This window comes from Microbispora sp. H10830 (assembly GCF_014161375.1).
Taxonomy (GTDB): domain Bacteria; phylum Actinomycetota; class Actinomycetes; order Streptosporangiales; family Streptosporangiaceae; genus Microbispora; species Microbispora catharanthi.
In genome coordinates this window covers 339,128-353,281 of sequence record NZ_JABBWX010000010.1, presented here as the reverse complement: position 1 = coordinate 353,281, position 14,154 = coordinate 339,128, and the positions used below count along the sequence as shown (strand labels likewise).

16 protein-coding genes are annotated in these 14,154 nt (G+C 69.6%); 6 read left to right on the top strand and 10 right to left on the bottom strand.

The annotated features are described in order from the left end of the window. Nucleotides 1-20: 20 nt before the first annotated feature. Nucleotides 21-620 (bottom strand): hypothetical protein, encoded by a 600-nt coding sequence (locus tag HHX35_RS25950; protein ID WP_139580199.1) that lies wholly within the window; start codon nucleotides 618-620, stop codon nucleotides 21-23. Continuing rightward, nucleotides 617-2,020: a selenium-binding protein SBP56-related protein gene (locus HHX35_RS25945; protein WP_182901305.1), complete on the bottom strand. Its 1,404-nt coding sequence runs from the start codon at nucleotides 2,018-2,020 to the stop codon at nucleotides 617-619. The genes HHX35_RS25950 and HHX35_RS25945 overlap by 4 nt, the downstream gene beginning before the upstream one ends. A 111-nt stretch (nucleotides 2,021-2,131) precedes the next feature. On the opposite strand from HHX35_RS25945, the gene leuE reads away from it, so the two are divergent. Continuing rightward, nucleotides 2,132-2,878: a leucine efflux protein LeuE gene (gene leuE / locus HHX35_RS25940; RefSeq protein WP_182901304.1), complete on the top strand. Its 747-nt coding sequence runs from the start codon at nucleotides 2,132-2,134 to the stop codon at nucleotides 2,876-2,878. A 22-nt stretch (nucleotides 2,879-2,900) separates the two neighbouring features. Here leuE and HHX35_RS25935 read toward each other — a convergent pair whose 3' ends face one another. Further along, on the bottom strand, nucleotides 2,901-3,692 hold the full coding sequence (locus tag HHX35_RS25935) for an LLM class F420-dependent oxidoreductase (RefSeq protein WP_220505856.1): 792 nt from the start codon (nucleotides 3,690-3,692) through the stop codon (nucleotides 2,901-2,903). A gap of 339 nt (nucleotides 3,693-4,031) precedes the next feature. On the opposite strand from HHX35_RS25935, the gene HHX35_RS25930 reads away from it, so the two are divergent. Beyond that, nucleotides 4,032-4,673: a VC0807 family protein gene (locus tag HHX35_RS25930; protein ID WP_182901302.1), complete on the top strand. Its 642-nt coding sequence runs from the start codon at nucleotides 4,032-4,034 to the stop codon at nucleotides 4,671-4,673. Here HHX35_RS25930 and HHX35_RS25925 read toward each other — a convergent pair. Beyond that, nucleotides 4,670-5,131, bottom strand: coding sequence for a nuclear transport factor 2 family protein (locus HHX35_RS25925; RefSeq protein ID WP_161628191.1), 462 nt, complete (start codon nucleotides 5,129-5,131; stop codon nucleotides 4,670-4,672). The genes HHX35_RS25930 and HHX35_RS25925 overlap by 4 nt on opposite strands. Before the next feature lie 44 nt (nucleotides 5,132-5,175). Here HHX35_RS25925 and HHX35_RS25920 point away from each other — a divergent pair, with 44 nt between their 5' ends. From HHX35_RS25920 to HHX35_RS25905, 4 genes are all read left to right on the top strand, one after another. Beyond that, nucleotides 5,176-5,901: an SDR family oxidoreductase gene (locus HHX35_RS25920; RefSeq protein ID WP_182901301.1), complete on the top strand. Its 726-nt coding sequence runs from the start codon at nucleotides 5,176-5,178 to the stop codon at nucleotides 5,899-5,901. 76 nt (nucleotides 5,902-5,977) lie between these two features. Next, on the top strand, nucleotides 5,978-6,850 hold the full coding sequence (locus HHX35_RS25915; protein WP_182901300.1) for a phosphotriesterase: 873 nt from the start codon (nucleotides 5,978-5,980) through the stop codon (nucleotides 6,848-6,850). A 31-nt stretch (nucleotides 6,851-6,881) separates the two neighbouring features. Beyond that, a complete protein-coding gene (locus tag HHX35_RS44755) occupies nucleotides 6,882-7,586 on the top strand; it encodes a GNAT family N-acetyltransferase (RefSeq protein WP_220505855.1) in 705 nt (234 codons plus the stop codon). Between the two features lie 19 nt (nucleotides 7,587-7,605). Then, nucleotides 7,606-7,788: a hypothetical protein gene (locus tag HHX35_RS25905; protein WP_182901299.1), complete on the top strand. Its 183-nt coding sequence runs from the start codon at nucleotides 7,606-7,608 to the stop codon at nucleotides 7,786-7,788. Between the two features lie 8 nt (nucleotides 7,789-7,796). Here HHX35_RS25905 and HHX35_RS25900 read toward each other — a convergent pair whose 3' ends face one another. The 6 genes from HHX35_RS25900 to HHX35_RS25875 form a co-directional block, all read right to left on the bottom strand. Then, nucleotides 7,797-8,597, bottom strand: coding sequence for an SDR family oxidoreductase (locus tag HHX35_RS25900; protein ID WP_182901298.1), 801 nt, complete (start codon nucleotides 8,595-8,597; stop codon nucleotides 7,797-7,799). A gap of 40 nt (nucleotides 8,598-8,637) precedes the next feature. Further along, nucleotides 8,638-9,504: a fructosamine kinase family protein gene (locus tag HHX35_RS25895; protein ID WP_182901297.1), complete on the bottom strand. Its 867-nt coding sequence runs from the start codon at nucleotides 9,502-9,504 to the stop codon at nucleotides 8,638-8,640. Between the two features lie 267 nt (nucleotides 9,505-9,771). Continuing rightward, a complete protein-coding gene (locus HHX35_RS25890) occupies nucleotides 9,772-11,166 on the bottom strand; it encodes an FAD-binding oxidoreductase (RefSeq protein ID WP_182901296.1) in 1,395 nt (464 codons plus the stop codon). Between the two features lie 14 nt (nucleotides 11,167-11,180). Further along, nucleotides 11,181-11,972: an ABC transporter permease gene (locus HHX35_RS25885; RefSeq protein WP_182901295.1), complete on the bottom strand. Its 792-nt coding sequence runs from the start codon at nucleotides 11,970-11,972 to the stop codon at nucleotides 11,181-11,183. Next, the gene (locus tag HHX35_RS25880) at nucleotides 11,969-12,832 is read right to left on the bottom strand and encodes an ABC transporter permease (protein WP_182901294.1); all 864 of its coding nucleotides are present in this window, start codon (nucleotides 12,830-12,832) and stop codon (nucleotides 11,969-11,971) included. Before HHX35_RS25880 ends, HHX35_RS25885 begins: the two co-directional genes overlap by 4 nt. After that, on the bottom strand, nucleotides 12,829-14,088 hold the full coding sequence (locus HHX35_RS25875) for a spermidine/putrescine ABC transporter substrate-binding protein (protein ID WP_220505854.1): 1,260 nt from the start codon (nucleotides 14,086-14,088) through the stop codon (nucleotides 12,829-12,831). Before HHX35_RS25875 ends, HHX35_RS25880 begins: the two co-directional genes overlap by 4 nt. Nucleotides 14,089-14,154 lie beyond the last annotated feature (66 nt).

Genomic DNA, 14,154 nt, shown 5'->3' with positions numbered 1-14,154 from the left:
CCCGCCCGTCCCGCGGTCGCTCAGATGGCGCCCACGAGGGTGACGACGCCCGCCCCCACCAGGGCGAACGCCCACATCCTGTCGAGGTTGAACCAGGCCCGGCGCAGGACGGCGACGCCGAGGAACTCGTACACCACGACGGCGACGACGGTCGCCGTCAGGAACATCGCGAGCGTGTGCACACCGGCGACGAGCATGCCGCCCGACAGGGCGTGCCCGTGGTGACTCGCCGGCATGCGGGTCAGCACGGGCAGCAACATCAGTCCCGCGCCGTGCACCGACGACATCAGGAACGACCAGGCGGCCAGTTGCGGCAGCGACAGCCGCATGCCCACCCAGCGGAAGTGCCGCCGGGCGAGCAGGTGCCACAGGCCGAACCCGACGAGCACGACGCCCGCCCCGATCGAGAGGGCCGTGGCCGTCACGATCGATCCGGTCGCCGACACGGCGAGCACCACGAGGGCCACCGACGCGAGGTGGCCCAGCGCGATGACCGGCAGCGACTGCAGCAGCAGGTCGCGGCTGCGCTCCTGCAACCCGCGGGCGACGGCGAACAGCCAGCCCATCGCGGGGTTGATCCCGTGAAAGGCGCCGAGCAGGATGACCGCGGTCAGCGTCACGGGTAGCAGTAGGAGTCGGAGGACGCGTCGCCGCCCTGCAGCCTGACCTGGTGCGGGCGCAGCCCGCGGAAGTCGTCGCCGTGCGGGAAGAACCGCTCGTCCAGCGTGAACGACTCGGTGTCGATCTTCGCCATCCAGGCGCCCACGCCGTCGGGGTAGAACTGGTCGTCCCAGGCGCCGTACAGCGAGTTGGTGACGTAGACCCGGCGGCCGTCGCGGCTCACCTCGACCATCTGCGGGCCGCCCGCGAGCCGCTCGTCCGGCGCGGCCGGGTGGGCCTCCCGCCGTACGATGCCACCGAGGCGGACCGAGCCGATCTCGACCGGCTTGAACGGGTCGGACACGTCGAACTGCTTGAGCTCGCCGGTGCCCCAGCACGACACGTACAGGCGCTGGTCGTCCACCGACAGGTCGATGTCGGTGACCAGCGGCGGCACCGCGCCGAACGGCTTGAGCACGTCGGGCAGGTCGTCTGGTGAGGCGGGCTCGGCCGGGATGGTGATCACCTTCTGCGCCGCCCAGCGGGAGCCGTCCCCGTGCCTGACATCTCTGTGCCACAGCCACACGGAGGCCGACAAGTCCTCGACGCTGACGACGACCCCGGCGAAGCCGTATGTCTTGGTCGGGTCGTGGGCGGGGCGCAACTCCAGCGTCATCTGGTGCTGGTCGCCGAGGTCCACCTCCTGGACGTGCCGGCGCTTGCGCAGATCCCAGAAGTGGAGTTTGTGGCCGTACTTGCGGCCGAGCAGCAGCTCGCCGACGACACCGTCCTCGATCATGGAGGGCGTGCCCCACTCGGAGGTGATCATCACGTCGTGGTTGATGTGCCACCAGAAGTCGTACGCCAGGTACTGCGGGCCGCGGTCCACCTCCCACCGGCCGAGCACGTCGAACGAGTTGTGGTCGAGGATCGCGATGCCGCCGGGCCCGTCGTCGCCGTAGCCGCCGAGCGCGCTGACGTACAGCCCCTCCGGGCCGCAGTGCACGGTGTGCGGGCGGGAGTAGCCGGCCCGCTTGCCCAGCTCCTCAGCCTCGACGACCTTCACGAGCTCCGGGCTGACCCGGTCCTTGGTGTCGTAGACGTAGATCCGCGACGATCGCAGGCCGGGGACGATCAGGTAGCGCCGCTCGACGTGCGGGTGCGGCGCGTACGGGCACAGCGCGCTGCTGCAGGCGTTCCAGCCGAAGTGGTGCAGCTCGTCCCCCGTGTACGGCAGGTCGGTCCAGCCGACCACGGTCCCGTACGACGGGGAGCCGGGGTCGGTGTCGAGCACGGCGAGCGCGTCGGGCCGCTCGGCCGACCGATCGAAGGCGGCCACGTAGGCCAGCTTCTCCGGCGGCGCCTCGGCGGCGTCCCTGGGCGAGGGATAGAAGGTGGGGTCAGGCTTCCACAACGTCATGCTCTCCAGGATTCTCCCGAGTTCCCTACCAAGTCAATAGGAATCTACCGACTGTGACCGGAGCCTGGATAGGGCTATAACAGGACATGCGGTTTCGTGACGGGAGCGGGCATGTTCTTCGGCATCACCAACATCTGGACCTACATCGCGGGATCGTTCCTGATCATCCTGCTCCCCGGGCCGAACTCGCTGTTCGTGCTGTCCACCGCCGCCCAGCGCGGCGTACGGCAGGGCTATCGGGCGGCGGCGGGGGTCTTCGCCGGCGACTCGGTCCTCATGTTCCTGTCGGCCGCGGGAGTCGCGTCGCTGCTGAAGTCCACGCCCGTCCTGTTCTCGATCGTGAAGTACTCGGGCGCGATCTATCTGGCGTGGATCGGCTTCGGCATGCTGCGCGGCGCCTGGCGCTCCCTGCGGGCGTCCCGGAGCGCGACTCCTCCGGCACAGGTCGCGGAGGCGGCGCAGAAGCAGGGTGCGGAGGCGACACAGGAGCAGGTCGCGGAGGCGACACAGAAGCAGGGTGCGGAAGCGGCGCAGGAGGCCGTCCCGGCGCCGGTGGGCAACCCGTTCCGTAAGGCGTTCGCGATCAGCCTGCTCAACCCCAAGGCCATCTTGTTCTTCGTGGCGTTCTTCGTGCAGTTCGTGGACCCGTCGTACGGCGCGCCGGCGCTGTCGTTCCTGATCCTGGCGCTGATCGTGCAGGTCTTCAGCGTGACCTATCTGACCACGCTCATCTTCGGCGGCACGTTCCTCGCGACCCACTTCCGGCGCCGCCGCAGGCTGGCCGCCGGGCTCACCTCGGGGGTCGGCGCGCTCTTCCTCGGCTTCGGCGCCAAGCTGGCCACCGCGACACTGAGCTGACGCCCCTCCCCGCCGGCCGTGCTCATTCGCCGTGCAGGTCGGCGAGGGCGTTCTCGAAGGCGTCCATCGCCCGCTGGATCCAGTCGTATCCGGCCGAAGGCAGCCAGGCCATGACCCGGGCGACCCCGGCCTTCTCGCACCGCTCAAGCGCGTCGGGGTCGGCCGGCGCGGACAGCATCACGACCCCGACATCCCTGCCCTCCTCCTCCGCCCGCCGGAACAGCTCGGGGACGCGCTCGAGGATCCCGGGGCCGTAGTTGGGCAGCCAGGCGTCCCCGTAGGCGAGCACGCGGTCGAAGACGCGCGGCCCGACGCCGCCCACCAGGATCGGCGGGTAGGGCTTCTGTGCCGGTTTAGGCCACGACCAGACCGGGTCGAAGGACACGAAGTCGCCGTGGAACTCGGCCTCGTCACGGGTCCAGATCTCCTGCATCGCCCGCACCCGTTCCCGCATGACGGCGAAGCGGCGGGCCGGGTCTACGCCGTGGTGGCGCAGCTCCTCGCGGTTCCACCCGGCGCCGACGCCGAACTCGAACCGCCCGCCGGTCAGGTTGTCCACGCTCGCCACCGTCTTCGCCAGGCCGAGCGGCTCATGCTCCGGTACGAGGCAGATGCCCGTGCCCACGCGCAGCCGGGTCGTCGCCGCGCCCGCGGCCATCGAGGCGACGAACGGGTCGTAGGTGTGCCAGTAGCGCCGGGGCAGTTCGCCGCCCCATTCGTCCTTCGGCGTCTGGCCGCCGGGCGGCACCGGGATGTGCGTGTGCTCGGTGAACAGCAGCGCCGTGTGGCCGCGCTGCTCGACGAGCCGGGCCAAGACATCAGGACGAACCGCATCATCCGTTGCGAAGTAGCCGAAACCTGAGTCCATGCCGTCAACGTAACCCGCCTCCACCGCCCGCCGGGGAAAGCGCCCAGCGACCCCCGGTAAAGCGCTGATCAGGGGTTTTCCATCCACCAGGACGCCGGCGAGAGGTATGCCGTACCGTTATGAAGCGCGGGGGCGGTTCGCGCATTCGGCCCCCGCAGGCCTGACGGTCAGGTACGGTAAGCCACCGACGAGGCCGCCCAACCCGGGCGTTTCCATCCGCTATGTCCGGGTAGGCGCGTTGCCCAACTACAGCGTCGGTCCCCCCACCGGCCCGTTGGAGTCACCATGAACCACACGTCCTTCGCATTGCCACGGCTCACCGCGCTGATCAAGCAGGCGGTGCCCCGGCTCCTCGAAGGCGTGGTGGCTCCCCTCGTGGTCTTCTACACGGCCCTCGCGGTGCTCGGCCTGCGCGGCGCGCTGATGGCCGCGGTGTCCTGGGTCTACGTGGGCGTCCTGTGGCGGATCATCCGGCGTCAGCCCGTGCCGGGGACGATGATCATGGCGACGATCGCGATCACCTTCCGCACGGTGATCGGCCTGTGGACCGGCAGCCCCGTCCTCTATTTCATCCAGCCGGAGCTCGGCACGATCTGCATCAGCATGGTGCTGCTGGCGTCGGTGCGGATGCGCCGCCCGCTGGTCCAGCGGCTCACACTCGACTACATCCACCTGCCGTCGTTCGTGCTGCGGCACGAGCGCGTCCGCACCTTCTTCGCCCGGATCACCCTGCTGTGGGCGTTCGTGCTCATGGTCAACTCGGCCATGAGCATCTGGCTGCTGCTGCACGAGTCGATCGGCGACTATCTGATCATCCGCACCGCCGCCGTCGCCGCCGTCACCGGCCTGGCCTTCGTGGCGTCCATCTGGGCGTTCCGCCGGGTCCTGCGGCGGCTGCACACCGAGGCCCCGGCGATCACCCGCTAGCCCTCCAGCCTGTGCGTGCGCACCGCCTCGTCGCCGCGGCTGTGCCAGGCGTGGAACGCCAGCGCCGTGACCTTCCATCCCTCGGCCTGCCGTACGAGCCCGAGCCGGTAGACGCCCCACACCTCGAACATGCCGCCGCCCAGCGCGGCGTCGAGCAGGTTGTAGGAGTACCCCTTGGTGGTCACGTGCGCCTCGGCGCCGTCCACCGTCACGGCGAAGTTGCTCACGCTGTGGAAGCTCTGCTTGCGGGCGTGCAGGCCGGTGCGCCACCCGTCCACGAGGGCCTCGGCGCTCACCCGGGCGGGCTCCCCGCCGTTGAGGCTCGTGAAGTCGGCGTCCACCTCGTCGTCGAACAGCTCCAGGCACACCGGCCAGTTCTTGGCGTCCACGGTGTCGAAGACGGCCGTGACGACGTCCACGATCTCGGCCCGGTCCACCAGTGCGGCGATCTCATCCATGGGCACCATCCTGCCCTACGTGATCTGTGATAGGGACGGTTCCCATGGGTACCGCACTGGTCACGGGCGCCTCACGAGGTCTGGGCGCCGTCATCGCCGAACGGCTCGCCGCGGACGGCTGGCACGTCGCCGTCAACTACGCCAACGACACGGCCGGGGCCTCCGCCGTCGCCGACCGCATCACCGCCGCCGGCGGCTCGGCCCGCCTGGCCCGGTTCGACGTCACCGACGAGGAGTCCGTACGGGAGGGCGTGGCCGCGATCGGGCAGGTCGACGTGGTCGTCAACAACGCCACCGGCCCCCAGCCGCTGATGCCGGTGGAGAAGCAGACCTGGGAGGACCATCTCGGCCAGCTCCGCTTCTTCGTCAAGGCCCCGCTGCTGATCCTTCAGGCCGTGCTGCCCGGCATGCGCGAGGCCGGTTCCGGCCGGATCGTCAACGTGGGAAGCGAGGTCGCCGATCTCGGCAACCCGGAGTTCGGGCACTACGTCGCCGCCAAGGCCGCGATGCACGGGCTCACCCGGTCGTGGGCCCGGGAGCTGGGCCCGTACGGGATCACGGTGAACACCGTCGAGCCGGGCTGGATCCCGGTGGAGCGGCACGCGGACGTCCCCCCGGAGGACTACACCGGCTACCTGCGCGACGTCCCGCTGGGGCACATGGGCGTGCCGGCGGACGTGGCCGAGACGGTGGCGTTCCTCGCCTCCCCCGGTGCCCGGTTCGTCACCGGCCAGCGGCTCGCCGTCAACGGCGGCAAGACGATGAGCTGACCCGCCGACGCCGCTTAACGTAAAGAATCATGTGATTCACGAGCAGTTTCGGCAAAAAATCGGTTAATGTCCGTTCATGTCCGGCGCATATTTTCCCCGAATCCAGACCGTCACGGGCGCCGTCCCCGTCGCCGAGATCGACGGGCCGGTGCTGCCGTACGAGCACCTGCGCACCGACACCCGCTGGGGGATCGGCGTGGACTCCGATCCCGATCGGTGGCTGGACGAGGAGCGGTACGTGCTGGCCGAGGTCAAGCACCTCGGCAGGGAACAGGCGCTGGGCCTCGTCGTGGAGCACAGCTGCATCGGGATGGCGCGCGACCCCGCGGCGCTCGCCCGGATCTCGATGGCCGCGCGGGTCCCGATCGTGGCCGCCACCGGGTTCGCCGCGCAGCCGTTCACGGGTGAGACCATCACCCGGTTCAGCGTGGAGGACCTGACCGCCGACCTGCTGCACGAGATCGGCGCCGGACTCGACGGGACGGGCGCGCGGCCGGGCGTCATCGTCGCCGCCGCGTGGGACGAGACGCCCACTCCCGCCGAGGAACGGGCCGTCACCGCCGCCGCCCGCGCCTCGCTGCGCACCGACCTCCCGGTGGCGACGGGCGGCCTGGAGCTGCTGGAACTCCTGCTCTCGCAGAACGTCCCCGCCCGGCGTCTCAGCGCCCGCGCCGGCGACCCGCTGGTCCAGCGCAAGATCGCCGAGACCGGAGCGTACGTGAGCGTGGACGACGCCGAGGACGTCCTCACCCTGCTCGACTCCGGGCACGCCGAGCGCGTCCTGCTCAGCAGCGGCGTACGGCTGCGGGAGCACCTGTCCGGCTACGGCGGGCAGGGCTACGGCCGGCTGTTCTCCGCCGTCCTCCCGGCCCTGCGGGAGGCCGGCGTGGACGGCGACACCCTGCGTCTCATCACCCACGAGAACCCGCTCCGCTGGCTCACCGCCTGACGCGTCCGCGGGGATGGCACGATGTACGGCTGTGGTGACGATCGCCGACTGCCGACGCGTCCAGACCGGCTGGTTCCTGCTCCAGGCCCGGGCCCTGGGCGGCGAGGTGTGGACGGACGGCCCGCTGACCTGGATCGACGGGCCGGACGGCCAGAACCTCATGTTTCCGAGGGAGATGACGACCGCGGCCGTCGTCCGCGGCGTCGAGCGGGCCCGTGACCGAGGGCGGCCCATCGTGGGCGCCTGGCTCGATCCGGCCGTCGACCCGGCGCCGCTGGCGGAGGCGGGCTTCGAGCGCGGGTGGGCGCCCTGGTGGATGACGGCCGACCTGTCCCGGCCGATCGGCCGCCCGGACCCCGGGATCGAGCTGCAGGAGGACACCGCCGACTACCGGGAGACGGATCCCGCATACCGCGAGCTGCTGGCGCTGACCCGGCTGCGGCCGGCCCGCGCCTGGTACGCCGCCGCCTACACCCGCTCCCGCCGGTTCGCGGGCCGGGCCTGGTCGTTCCTCGACGGCGACCTGGCCGGGATCTTCGACATGGAGGTCTGGCAGCCCTTCCGGCGGCGCGGGTTCGGCACCGGCCTGCTGCACGCGGTGTGCGAGGCCGCCCGCGCTGCCGGGGCGCGGCACGCCGTGCTGAACGCGACCCCCGAGGGCGAGCGGCTCTACAGCGCGTGTGGCTTCACCCGCGTCGGCGACGACATCACCTGGTGGCTCCACCTGAGCGACTGAAGAGCTCCGAGGAACAGCCATGACCGGACATGTCGTCTTCAAGCGGTTCGACGCCGCCGGCGCCCGGGAGCAGCGTGAGGTCGTGTCGCCGATCCACCGCGACGCCTACGCCGAGCGGATCGCCACCGGTGACCCGGCTGGCATGGTCTTCACGCCGATCGAGCCGGCCCAGGCCCGCTGGAGTGCGCCAGGTGACCCGTGATGGGCGCCTCAGGCGAATCCGCCATTGCTCATGAGCAGCTGACCGTTGACCCACTGCCCCTGTGGGGAACATAGAAAGCTCACAAGGTGCGCGGTGTCCTGCGGCGTGCCGAGCCGGCCCAGTGGTGTCTGCGCGAGGCATCTCGCCCGCACCTCATCCGACATCCACCCTGTGTCCACGGGCCCCGGGTTGACGACGTTGGCGCTGACGCCGAGATGGGCGAGTTCATGCGCAGCCGCCAGCGTGATCCGGTCCAGCGCGGCCTTGCTCGCGCCATAGGGCAGGTTGCCGACGGTGTGGTCGCTGGTCAGGGCGATGATCCGCCCTGACCCCCGCACGCCGCGGAACCGCCGCCCGTACTCGCGGATCAGCAGCCAGACGGCACGCGCGTTCACCGCGAAGTGCCGGTCGAAGCTCTCTATGGTGGTGTCGAGCAGGCCAGAGTCAACCGACTCGCAGTGACACATCACCAGCGCGGTGACGCCTCCGAGCAGGCGCTCCGCCTCGTCGAAAATCCGCGCCGGCGTATGCGCATCGGCAAGGTCCGCCTCGATCGCTGCGAATGCCGCACCCTGCCCGGCGAGTGCGGTGCCCACCGCGTCTGCCGCGCCGGGCTCGGCGCCCCAGGCCATGCGTTCGTCGTACGGCGTCCAGTAGGTGAACGCGATGTCCCAGCCGGACGCGGCCAGCTCGCGGGCGATCGCCGCGCCGATGCCCGCGGTCCGGCCGACACCGGTCACCAGCGCGATCGGGCGGGATGCGGCGGCTGCGCCACGGCCAGGAGCGGCCGGCTTGGCTTCTGTGGTCATCTCCGGGATCCTCAGTCGGCTGTGGCTTCTGTGCGGGTGGCTACCTGTGAGCGAAAGGCGCGGCGATTTCGCGAACGGCCCGGGCGGCACCCCAGTTGTCGTCGCCGTGGGCGATGATGCTCAGCAACTCCCGTAGGTGAAACAGCGGCATGCGGTCGCGCCAACCGTCAGCCAGAGGAGTGATCTCTGTGTATGCGGCGAAGAAGCAGTCCGATGCGGGCGGACGTGGTGAGCACCACAGCATGCTCAGGTCGGCCTCGGCCCAACTGTAGGAAACCGCCGGATCAAGCAGGACCGGCGCGCCCGATTGATCACTGGCGATGTTCCCACACCACAGATCGCCATGAGTCAGCACCGGCGGTTGGGGCGGCACCAACTCGGGAAGGGCGGCGCACAGGTGTTCCAGTGCCCGGCGATCCTCGCGGTCGAACGCCGCCTCGACCAAGGGTTCGGGCAGCCAGCGCAGGATGCGGCGCTGGGCGAAGAAGGAGTATCCGTCGTCGTCCCAGGTGTTGTCCTGTCGCATGCGGCCCAGCCAGCCGTCCCGGTGCCATCCGAAACGATCGCTGATCGTGGTGGTGTGCATTCTGGAAAGTACGCGGGCCAGGTCCTCCCAGAACTGCTCCTCGTTGTCCTGGCAAGGCTTGAGCGGCTGAAGTACGAGTAGGTTCGGTGTCACCGCCAGCACGCCGGGGGTGATGGCGCCGCCAAGTTCGCGGAGCGCCCGCAGACCTTCGGCCTCGACTTCGAAGACGTCCGAACCGGACCCGGGTAGCGTCTTGGCGAAAATCTCTGAACCGTCGCTCATGGTGGCCATGCCCGCCATGGCCACCACACCGCCGGTGGCCACCCGTACGGACTGCACGGCAAAGCCTGCGTCCTGAAGCCGGCGGAGGAGAAGATCCATAAGCCGAGGTTACGAAAACGACTCCTGGCGCTTCAAGCAGCCAGGATGAGCAGTGCGCGATGTGCGACGCTCAGGCGTCGTCTCTGCCGTGATCGTGCCGTGGATCGAGTCTCTTCATCGAGAAAATGACAGGGAGAGGCAAGTCCACATGCGACTGGTGGTGGACCGTGCTGGAGCACCGCTATGGGGATTGCTTCTACACGCCGACCTCCTCCGCGAACGCATCGACGGAGCGCCGGGGTGTGAGGCACCGGGCCGACGGCGTCCCTAGGAGTCGAAGCCGACGCCGAAGGCGTCGAGGGTGCGCAGCCAGGCGTTGCGGCGGCCCTCGTGCTCGTCGGCCCGGGCGATCGCCCAGCGGGTGAGCTGGATGACGCCCGACCGCACCGGCTCCGGCGGGAAGGGCATCGGCTTCTGCCGCACCATGCGCAGGTCCGTACGCTCGGTCACCCGGCCCTGCAGCAGGTCGAGCATCACGTTGGCCCCGAACCGGGTGGCGCCCACGCCGAGGCCGGTGTATCCGGCGGCGTAGGCGAGGCGTGAGCCGTACGCGGTGCCGAAGAAGGCGCTGAACCGGCTGCAGGTGTCGATGACCCCGCCCCACTTGTGTGTGAAGCGCAGGCCGTGGAGCTGAGGGAACGTCTCGAAGAAGTGCGTGGCGAGCTTCTCGAAGGTGGCGTCGCGCTGGTCGTACTCCGGCTTGACCAGGCCGCCGTTGTGATAGACGGCGTCGTAGCCGCCCCACAGGATCCGGTTGTCGTCGGTCAGCCGGTAGTAGTGGAACTGGTTGGCCGAGTCGCCGATGCCCTGGCGGCCCCGCCAGCCGACCTCCGCCAGCAGGTGGTCCGGCACCGGCTCGGTCATCAGCACGTAGTCGTACACCGGCACGAGGAAGTGCCTGAGCCTGCGCAGCAGCGGAGGGAAGACGCCGGTGCCGAGCGCCACCCGCCCGGCCCTGACCCGCCCCTTCGGCGTCTCCAGTTCGAGCGCGACACCGTCGTCGTGCAGGGAGCGCACCGGCGTGTGCTCGAAGACGCGCACGCCGAGCCGCACGCAGACGTCGCGCAGCCCCCACGCCAGCCGCGCCGGGTCGACCATGGCGACGCCCTGCCGGTCCCACACGCCCCCGAGGTAGGTCGGGGAGTCCACCTCGGCCCGCACCTGCTCGCGGTCGAGCCGCTCCAGCCGCAGGCCGAGCGAGGCCGCCCCGCTCACCTCCTCGTCGAGCCCGGCGAGCTGCCACTCCTCGGTGGCCACCCGCAGCTCGCCGGTCCGCTCGAAGGAGCAGTCGACGTCATACCGGGCGAGGGTCGCCTCGATCTCGTCGAGGTTCTCCCGGCCGAGCCGTTCCAGCGTCGCGATCTCCGCGGGCCAGCGGTCCTGCCCGTTGCCGAGCCCGTGGGTCAGGCTCGCGGCGCAGAACCCGCCGTTGCGGCCGGAGGCGGCCCACCCGACCGCGCGGCCCTCCAGGAGGACCACGTCGAGCGAGGGGTCGCGCTCCTTGGCCATCAGTGCGGTCCACAGGCCGGTGAAGCCGCCGCCGACCACCGCGAGGTCCGCCGTGACGTCTCCCGTCAGCGGGGGCAGCGGCTCGGGCGCGATCGGCCGGTCCAGCCAGTAGGGCTTGCGCTCCGCGTCGGCGAGCGCCTTCGACGGAACCACGGATTCCACTTCCCTTACGCGTTGGCGCGGCGGCGGGCCACCAGGGCGTTGGCCACGGCGATCAGCACCCCGGCCGCGAAGATCAGCGTGCCCATGACGTTCACCTGCGGCGGGATGCCCACGCGGGTGGCGCCCCAGATCCACAGCGGGAACGTCACCGTGCCGCCGGAGTTGAAGTTGGTGATGACGAAGTCGTCGATCGACAGCGCGAAGGCCAGCATCGAGCCCGCCAGCACACCGGGAAAGATCATCGGCAGCGTGATCAGGCGGAACGTCGTCCACGGGCTCGCGCCGAGGTCTCGGGCGGCCTCCTCGAGCGAGGAGTCGAGCGTCATCACCCGGGCCCGCACCGTCACGGCCACGAACGAGATCGAGAACATGACGTGCGAGATAAGGATCGTCCAGAACCCGAGCGGCACGGCGAGCGTGACGAACAGCGACAGCAGCGACGCGCCCATCACGATCTCGGCGCAGGAGATCGCCGCGAACATCACCAGGTTCATCGCCCCGGCCCCGCGGAAGCGGTAGCGGCCGAGCGCCAGCCCGATCAGCGACCCGAGCACCCCGGCGACCAGCATCGTCAGCACGGCGATGAGCAGCGAGTTCACCAGCGCCCTGGTGAGGTCGTCGATCTCGAACAGCTTGCCGTACCACTTGAGCGTGAAGCCCTGCCAGGTCGTGTTGAACCGGCCGTGGGTGTCGTTGAAGCCGAACAGGATCATGACGGCGATCGGCAGCACGAGCCACGCGATCACGAGCCAGGTGTAGATCTGCAGGCCGCGGCCCCGCAGCAGGCCACCCCTCATCGGGCCGCCACCTCCAGCACGTCCTCGGTGCCGAGCGCCCTGGCGTACGCGAAGATGCCCACCAGCAGCAGGGCCATCAGCGTGAACGACAGCGCCGAGGCGGTCGGGTAGTCCTGGTTGATCAGGAACTGGTTCTGGATGACGTTGCCGATCATCGTGTTGCTGGTGCCGCCGAGCACGGACGCGTTGACGTAGTCGGACGTGGCCGGGACGAACGTCATCAGCACGCCGGCGAACACGCCCGGCAGCGACAGCGGCAACACGACGCGCAGGAAGGTCTGCGTCTTGCTGGCGTACAGGTCCTGCGCGGCCTCCAGGACGCGCGGGTCGATCCGCTCCAGCGCCACGTACATCGGCAGGATCATGAACGGCAGGAAGTTGTACGCCAGGCCGCCGATCACCGCCGCGCTCGTGGCCAGGATGTGGAAGTCCTGCGGCACCAGGCCCATCGACTTGAGCGGTCCGAGCAGCATGCCGTTGTCGGACAGGAAGAACTGCCAGGAGATGGTGCGCAGCACGAACGACACCAGGAAGGGCAGCAGCAGCAGGAACAGGTAGACCGACTTGCGGCTGCCGCCCTTGAAGGCGATCCAGTACGCCACGGGGAACCCGATGACGATCTGGATCAGCGTCGAGACCAGGCCGTACACCAGGGACCGGATGATCTGGTCGTGGTAGGTGCTGATTCCGTCGACGTAGCTGTGCCAGTTGAAGGTGAACGCGTAGCCGTTGACCACGTCGCCCGACTGCAGCGACAGCGAAAGCATGACGACCGTCGGGATCACGAAGAAGATCGCCAACCAGAGCGTGCCGGGGAAGAGCAGCAGGTACGGCGTCAGCGAAGCCCTGAGCCTGCTCATGCCGTCGTGATCGCCTGGAAGATGGACTCGAACTTCTTCTGCTCCTGCGGCGTCTTGAAGTTCTTGTAGCTCCGGAGCTTGGCGTAGTCCTCGGCACTGGGGAACACCAGCGGGCTGGTCGACACCTGCTCCAGGAGCTTCTTGTCGGCGCCCGTGGCCTTGGCGGCGTCGGCGGCGATGACGTCCTTGGCGGCCGGGACCGGGGTGACGTAGTTGATGTACTCCGCGAGGTGCCCCGCCACGTTCACGTCGTAGAAGAAGTCCATCAGCATGATCGCGTCGACCGGGTTCGTCGCGGTCTTCGGGATCATCATGTTGTCCGTCCAGATGGTCGCGCCCTCCTGCGGGATCACGAACTTGAGGTCCGTGCCGTCGGAGACGTTCTTCTGGAAGACGTCGCCCGACCACGCCATCGTGAGCCAGATGTCACCCTTGGCCAGCGGGTCGATGTACGCCTGGTCGTAGTACTTGCGCACGATGCCGGCGTCGCGCTGCTCCTGGAGCTTGGCCGCGGCCTTCTGCCAGTCCGCCTCGGTCGAGGTGTCCGGGTCGATGCCGAGCGCGAACAGGCCGAAGTTGGCGATCTCCTGGGAGTCGGACATCATGCCGACCTTGCCCTTGTACTTGGGGTTCCAGAGGTCGGCCATGCTGGTCGGCGGGGTGTCGACGTACTTGGGGTTGTAGGCGATGCCGGTCATGCCGGAGGCCCACGGGATGCTGTAGACGTTGCCGGGGTCGAACGACTCGTTCTTGTACCGCTCCCCCGCGTTGGCCGTGAAGTTCGGGAGCTTGGCGTGGTCGAGCGCAACGAGGTAGCCGAGCTGGACGAGCTGGGTGAAGTGCAGGCCGTTGGTGACGACCATCAGGTCGTAGCCGATCGACTGCCCGGCCGCGAGCTGCGGCTGGATCTTGGCGAACCAGCTCGGGTTGTCCTGGATGACCTCCTTGTAGGTCACCGTGATCCCGGTCTGCTGGGTGAACTGCTTGAGCTCGGGCTGCTTGGGGTCCATGTAGAGCGGCCAGTTGGCGAAGTCCACGTGGCCGTTCTTGGTCTTGCCCGACCAGTACTTCTCCACCTCGGACTGGGCCTGGGCGGAGGAGGACGGCCTGGCCGCGCCCTTGCCCTGCACGCCGCAGGCCGCGAGGGCGAGCCCGGCGGCCGACAGGCCCGCGAGCCGGAAGGCGTCGCGCCTGCCGAGCCGGCGCTGGGTCATGCCGCGGAGGAGGGCGGGGTCCTGCCTGTATGGGTCGTTCATGGGGTTCGTGCTCCGGGTTCGCTGTACCGGGTTCGCTGTACCGGGTTCGGGGATTCGTCGCGGGGG

Bases quoted from the DNA above. Each gene is read 5' to 3' on its own strand.
- HHX35_RS25905 (WP_182901299.1), top strand. From the start codon at position 7,606: ATGACCGGACATGTCGTCTTCAAGCGGTTCGACGCCGCCGGCGCCCGG.
- HHX35_RS25915 (WP_182901300.1), top strand. From the start codon at position 5,978: ATGTCCGGCGCATATTTTCCCCGAATCCAGACCGTCACGGGCGCCGTC.
- HHX35_RS25880 (WP_182901294.1), bottom strand. From the start codon at position 12,832: ATGAGCAGGCTCAGGGCTTCGCTGACGCCGTACCTGCTGCTCTTCCCC.
- HHX35_RS25895 (WP_182901297.1), bottom strand. From the start codon at position 9,504: ATGGATCTTCTCCTCCGCCGGCTTCAGGACGCAGGCTTTGCCGTGCAG.
- HHX35_RS25885 (WP_182901295.1), bottom strand. From the start codon at position 11,972: ATGAGGGGTGGCCTGCTGCGGGGCCGCGGCCTGCAGATCTACACCTGG.
- HHX35_RS25875 (WP_220505854.1), bottom strand. From the start codon at position 14,088: ATGAACGACCCATACAGGCAGGACCCCGCCCTCCTCCGCGGCATGACC.
- HHX35_RS25925 (WP_161628191.1), bottom strand. From the start codon at position 5,131: ATGGATGAGATCGCCGCACTGGTGGACCGGGCCGAGATCGTGGACGTC.
- HHX35_RS25930 (WP_182901302.1), top strand. From the start codon at position 4,032: ATGAACCACACGTCCTTCGCATTGCCACGGCTCACCGCGCTGATCAAG.
- HHX35_RS25900 (WP_182901298.1), bottom strand. From the start codon at position 8,597: ATGACCACAGAAGCCAAGCCGGCCGCTCCTGGCCGTGGCGCAGCCGCC.
- HHX35_RS25945 (WP_182901305.1), bottom strand. From the start codon at position 2,020: ATGACGTTGTGGAAGCCTGACCCCACCTTCTATCCCTCGCCCAGGGAC.
- leuE (WP_182901304.1), top strand. From the start codon at position 2,132: ATGTTCTTCGGCATCACCAACATCTGGACCTACATCGCGGGATCGTTC.
- HHX35_RS25920 (WP_182901301.1), top strand. From the start codon at position 5,176: ATGGGTACCGCACTGGTCACGGGCGCCTCACGAGGTCTGGGCGCCGTC.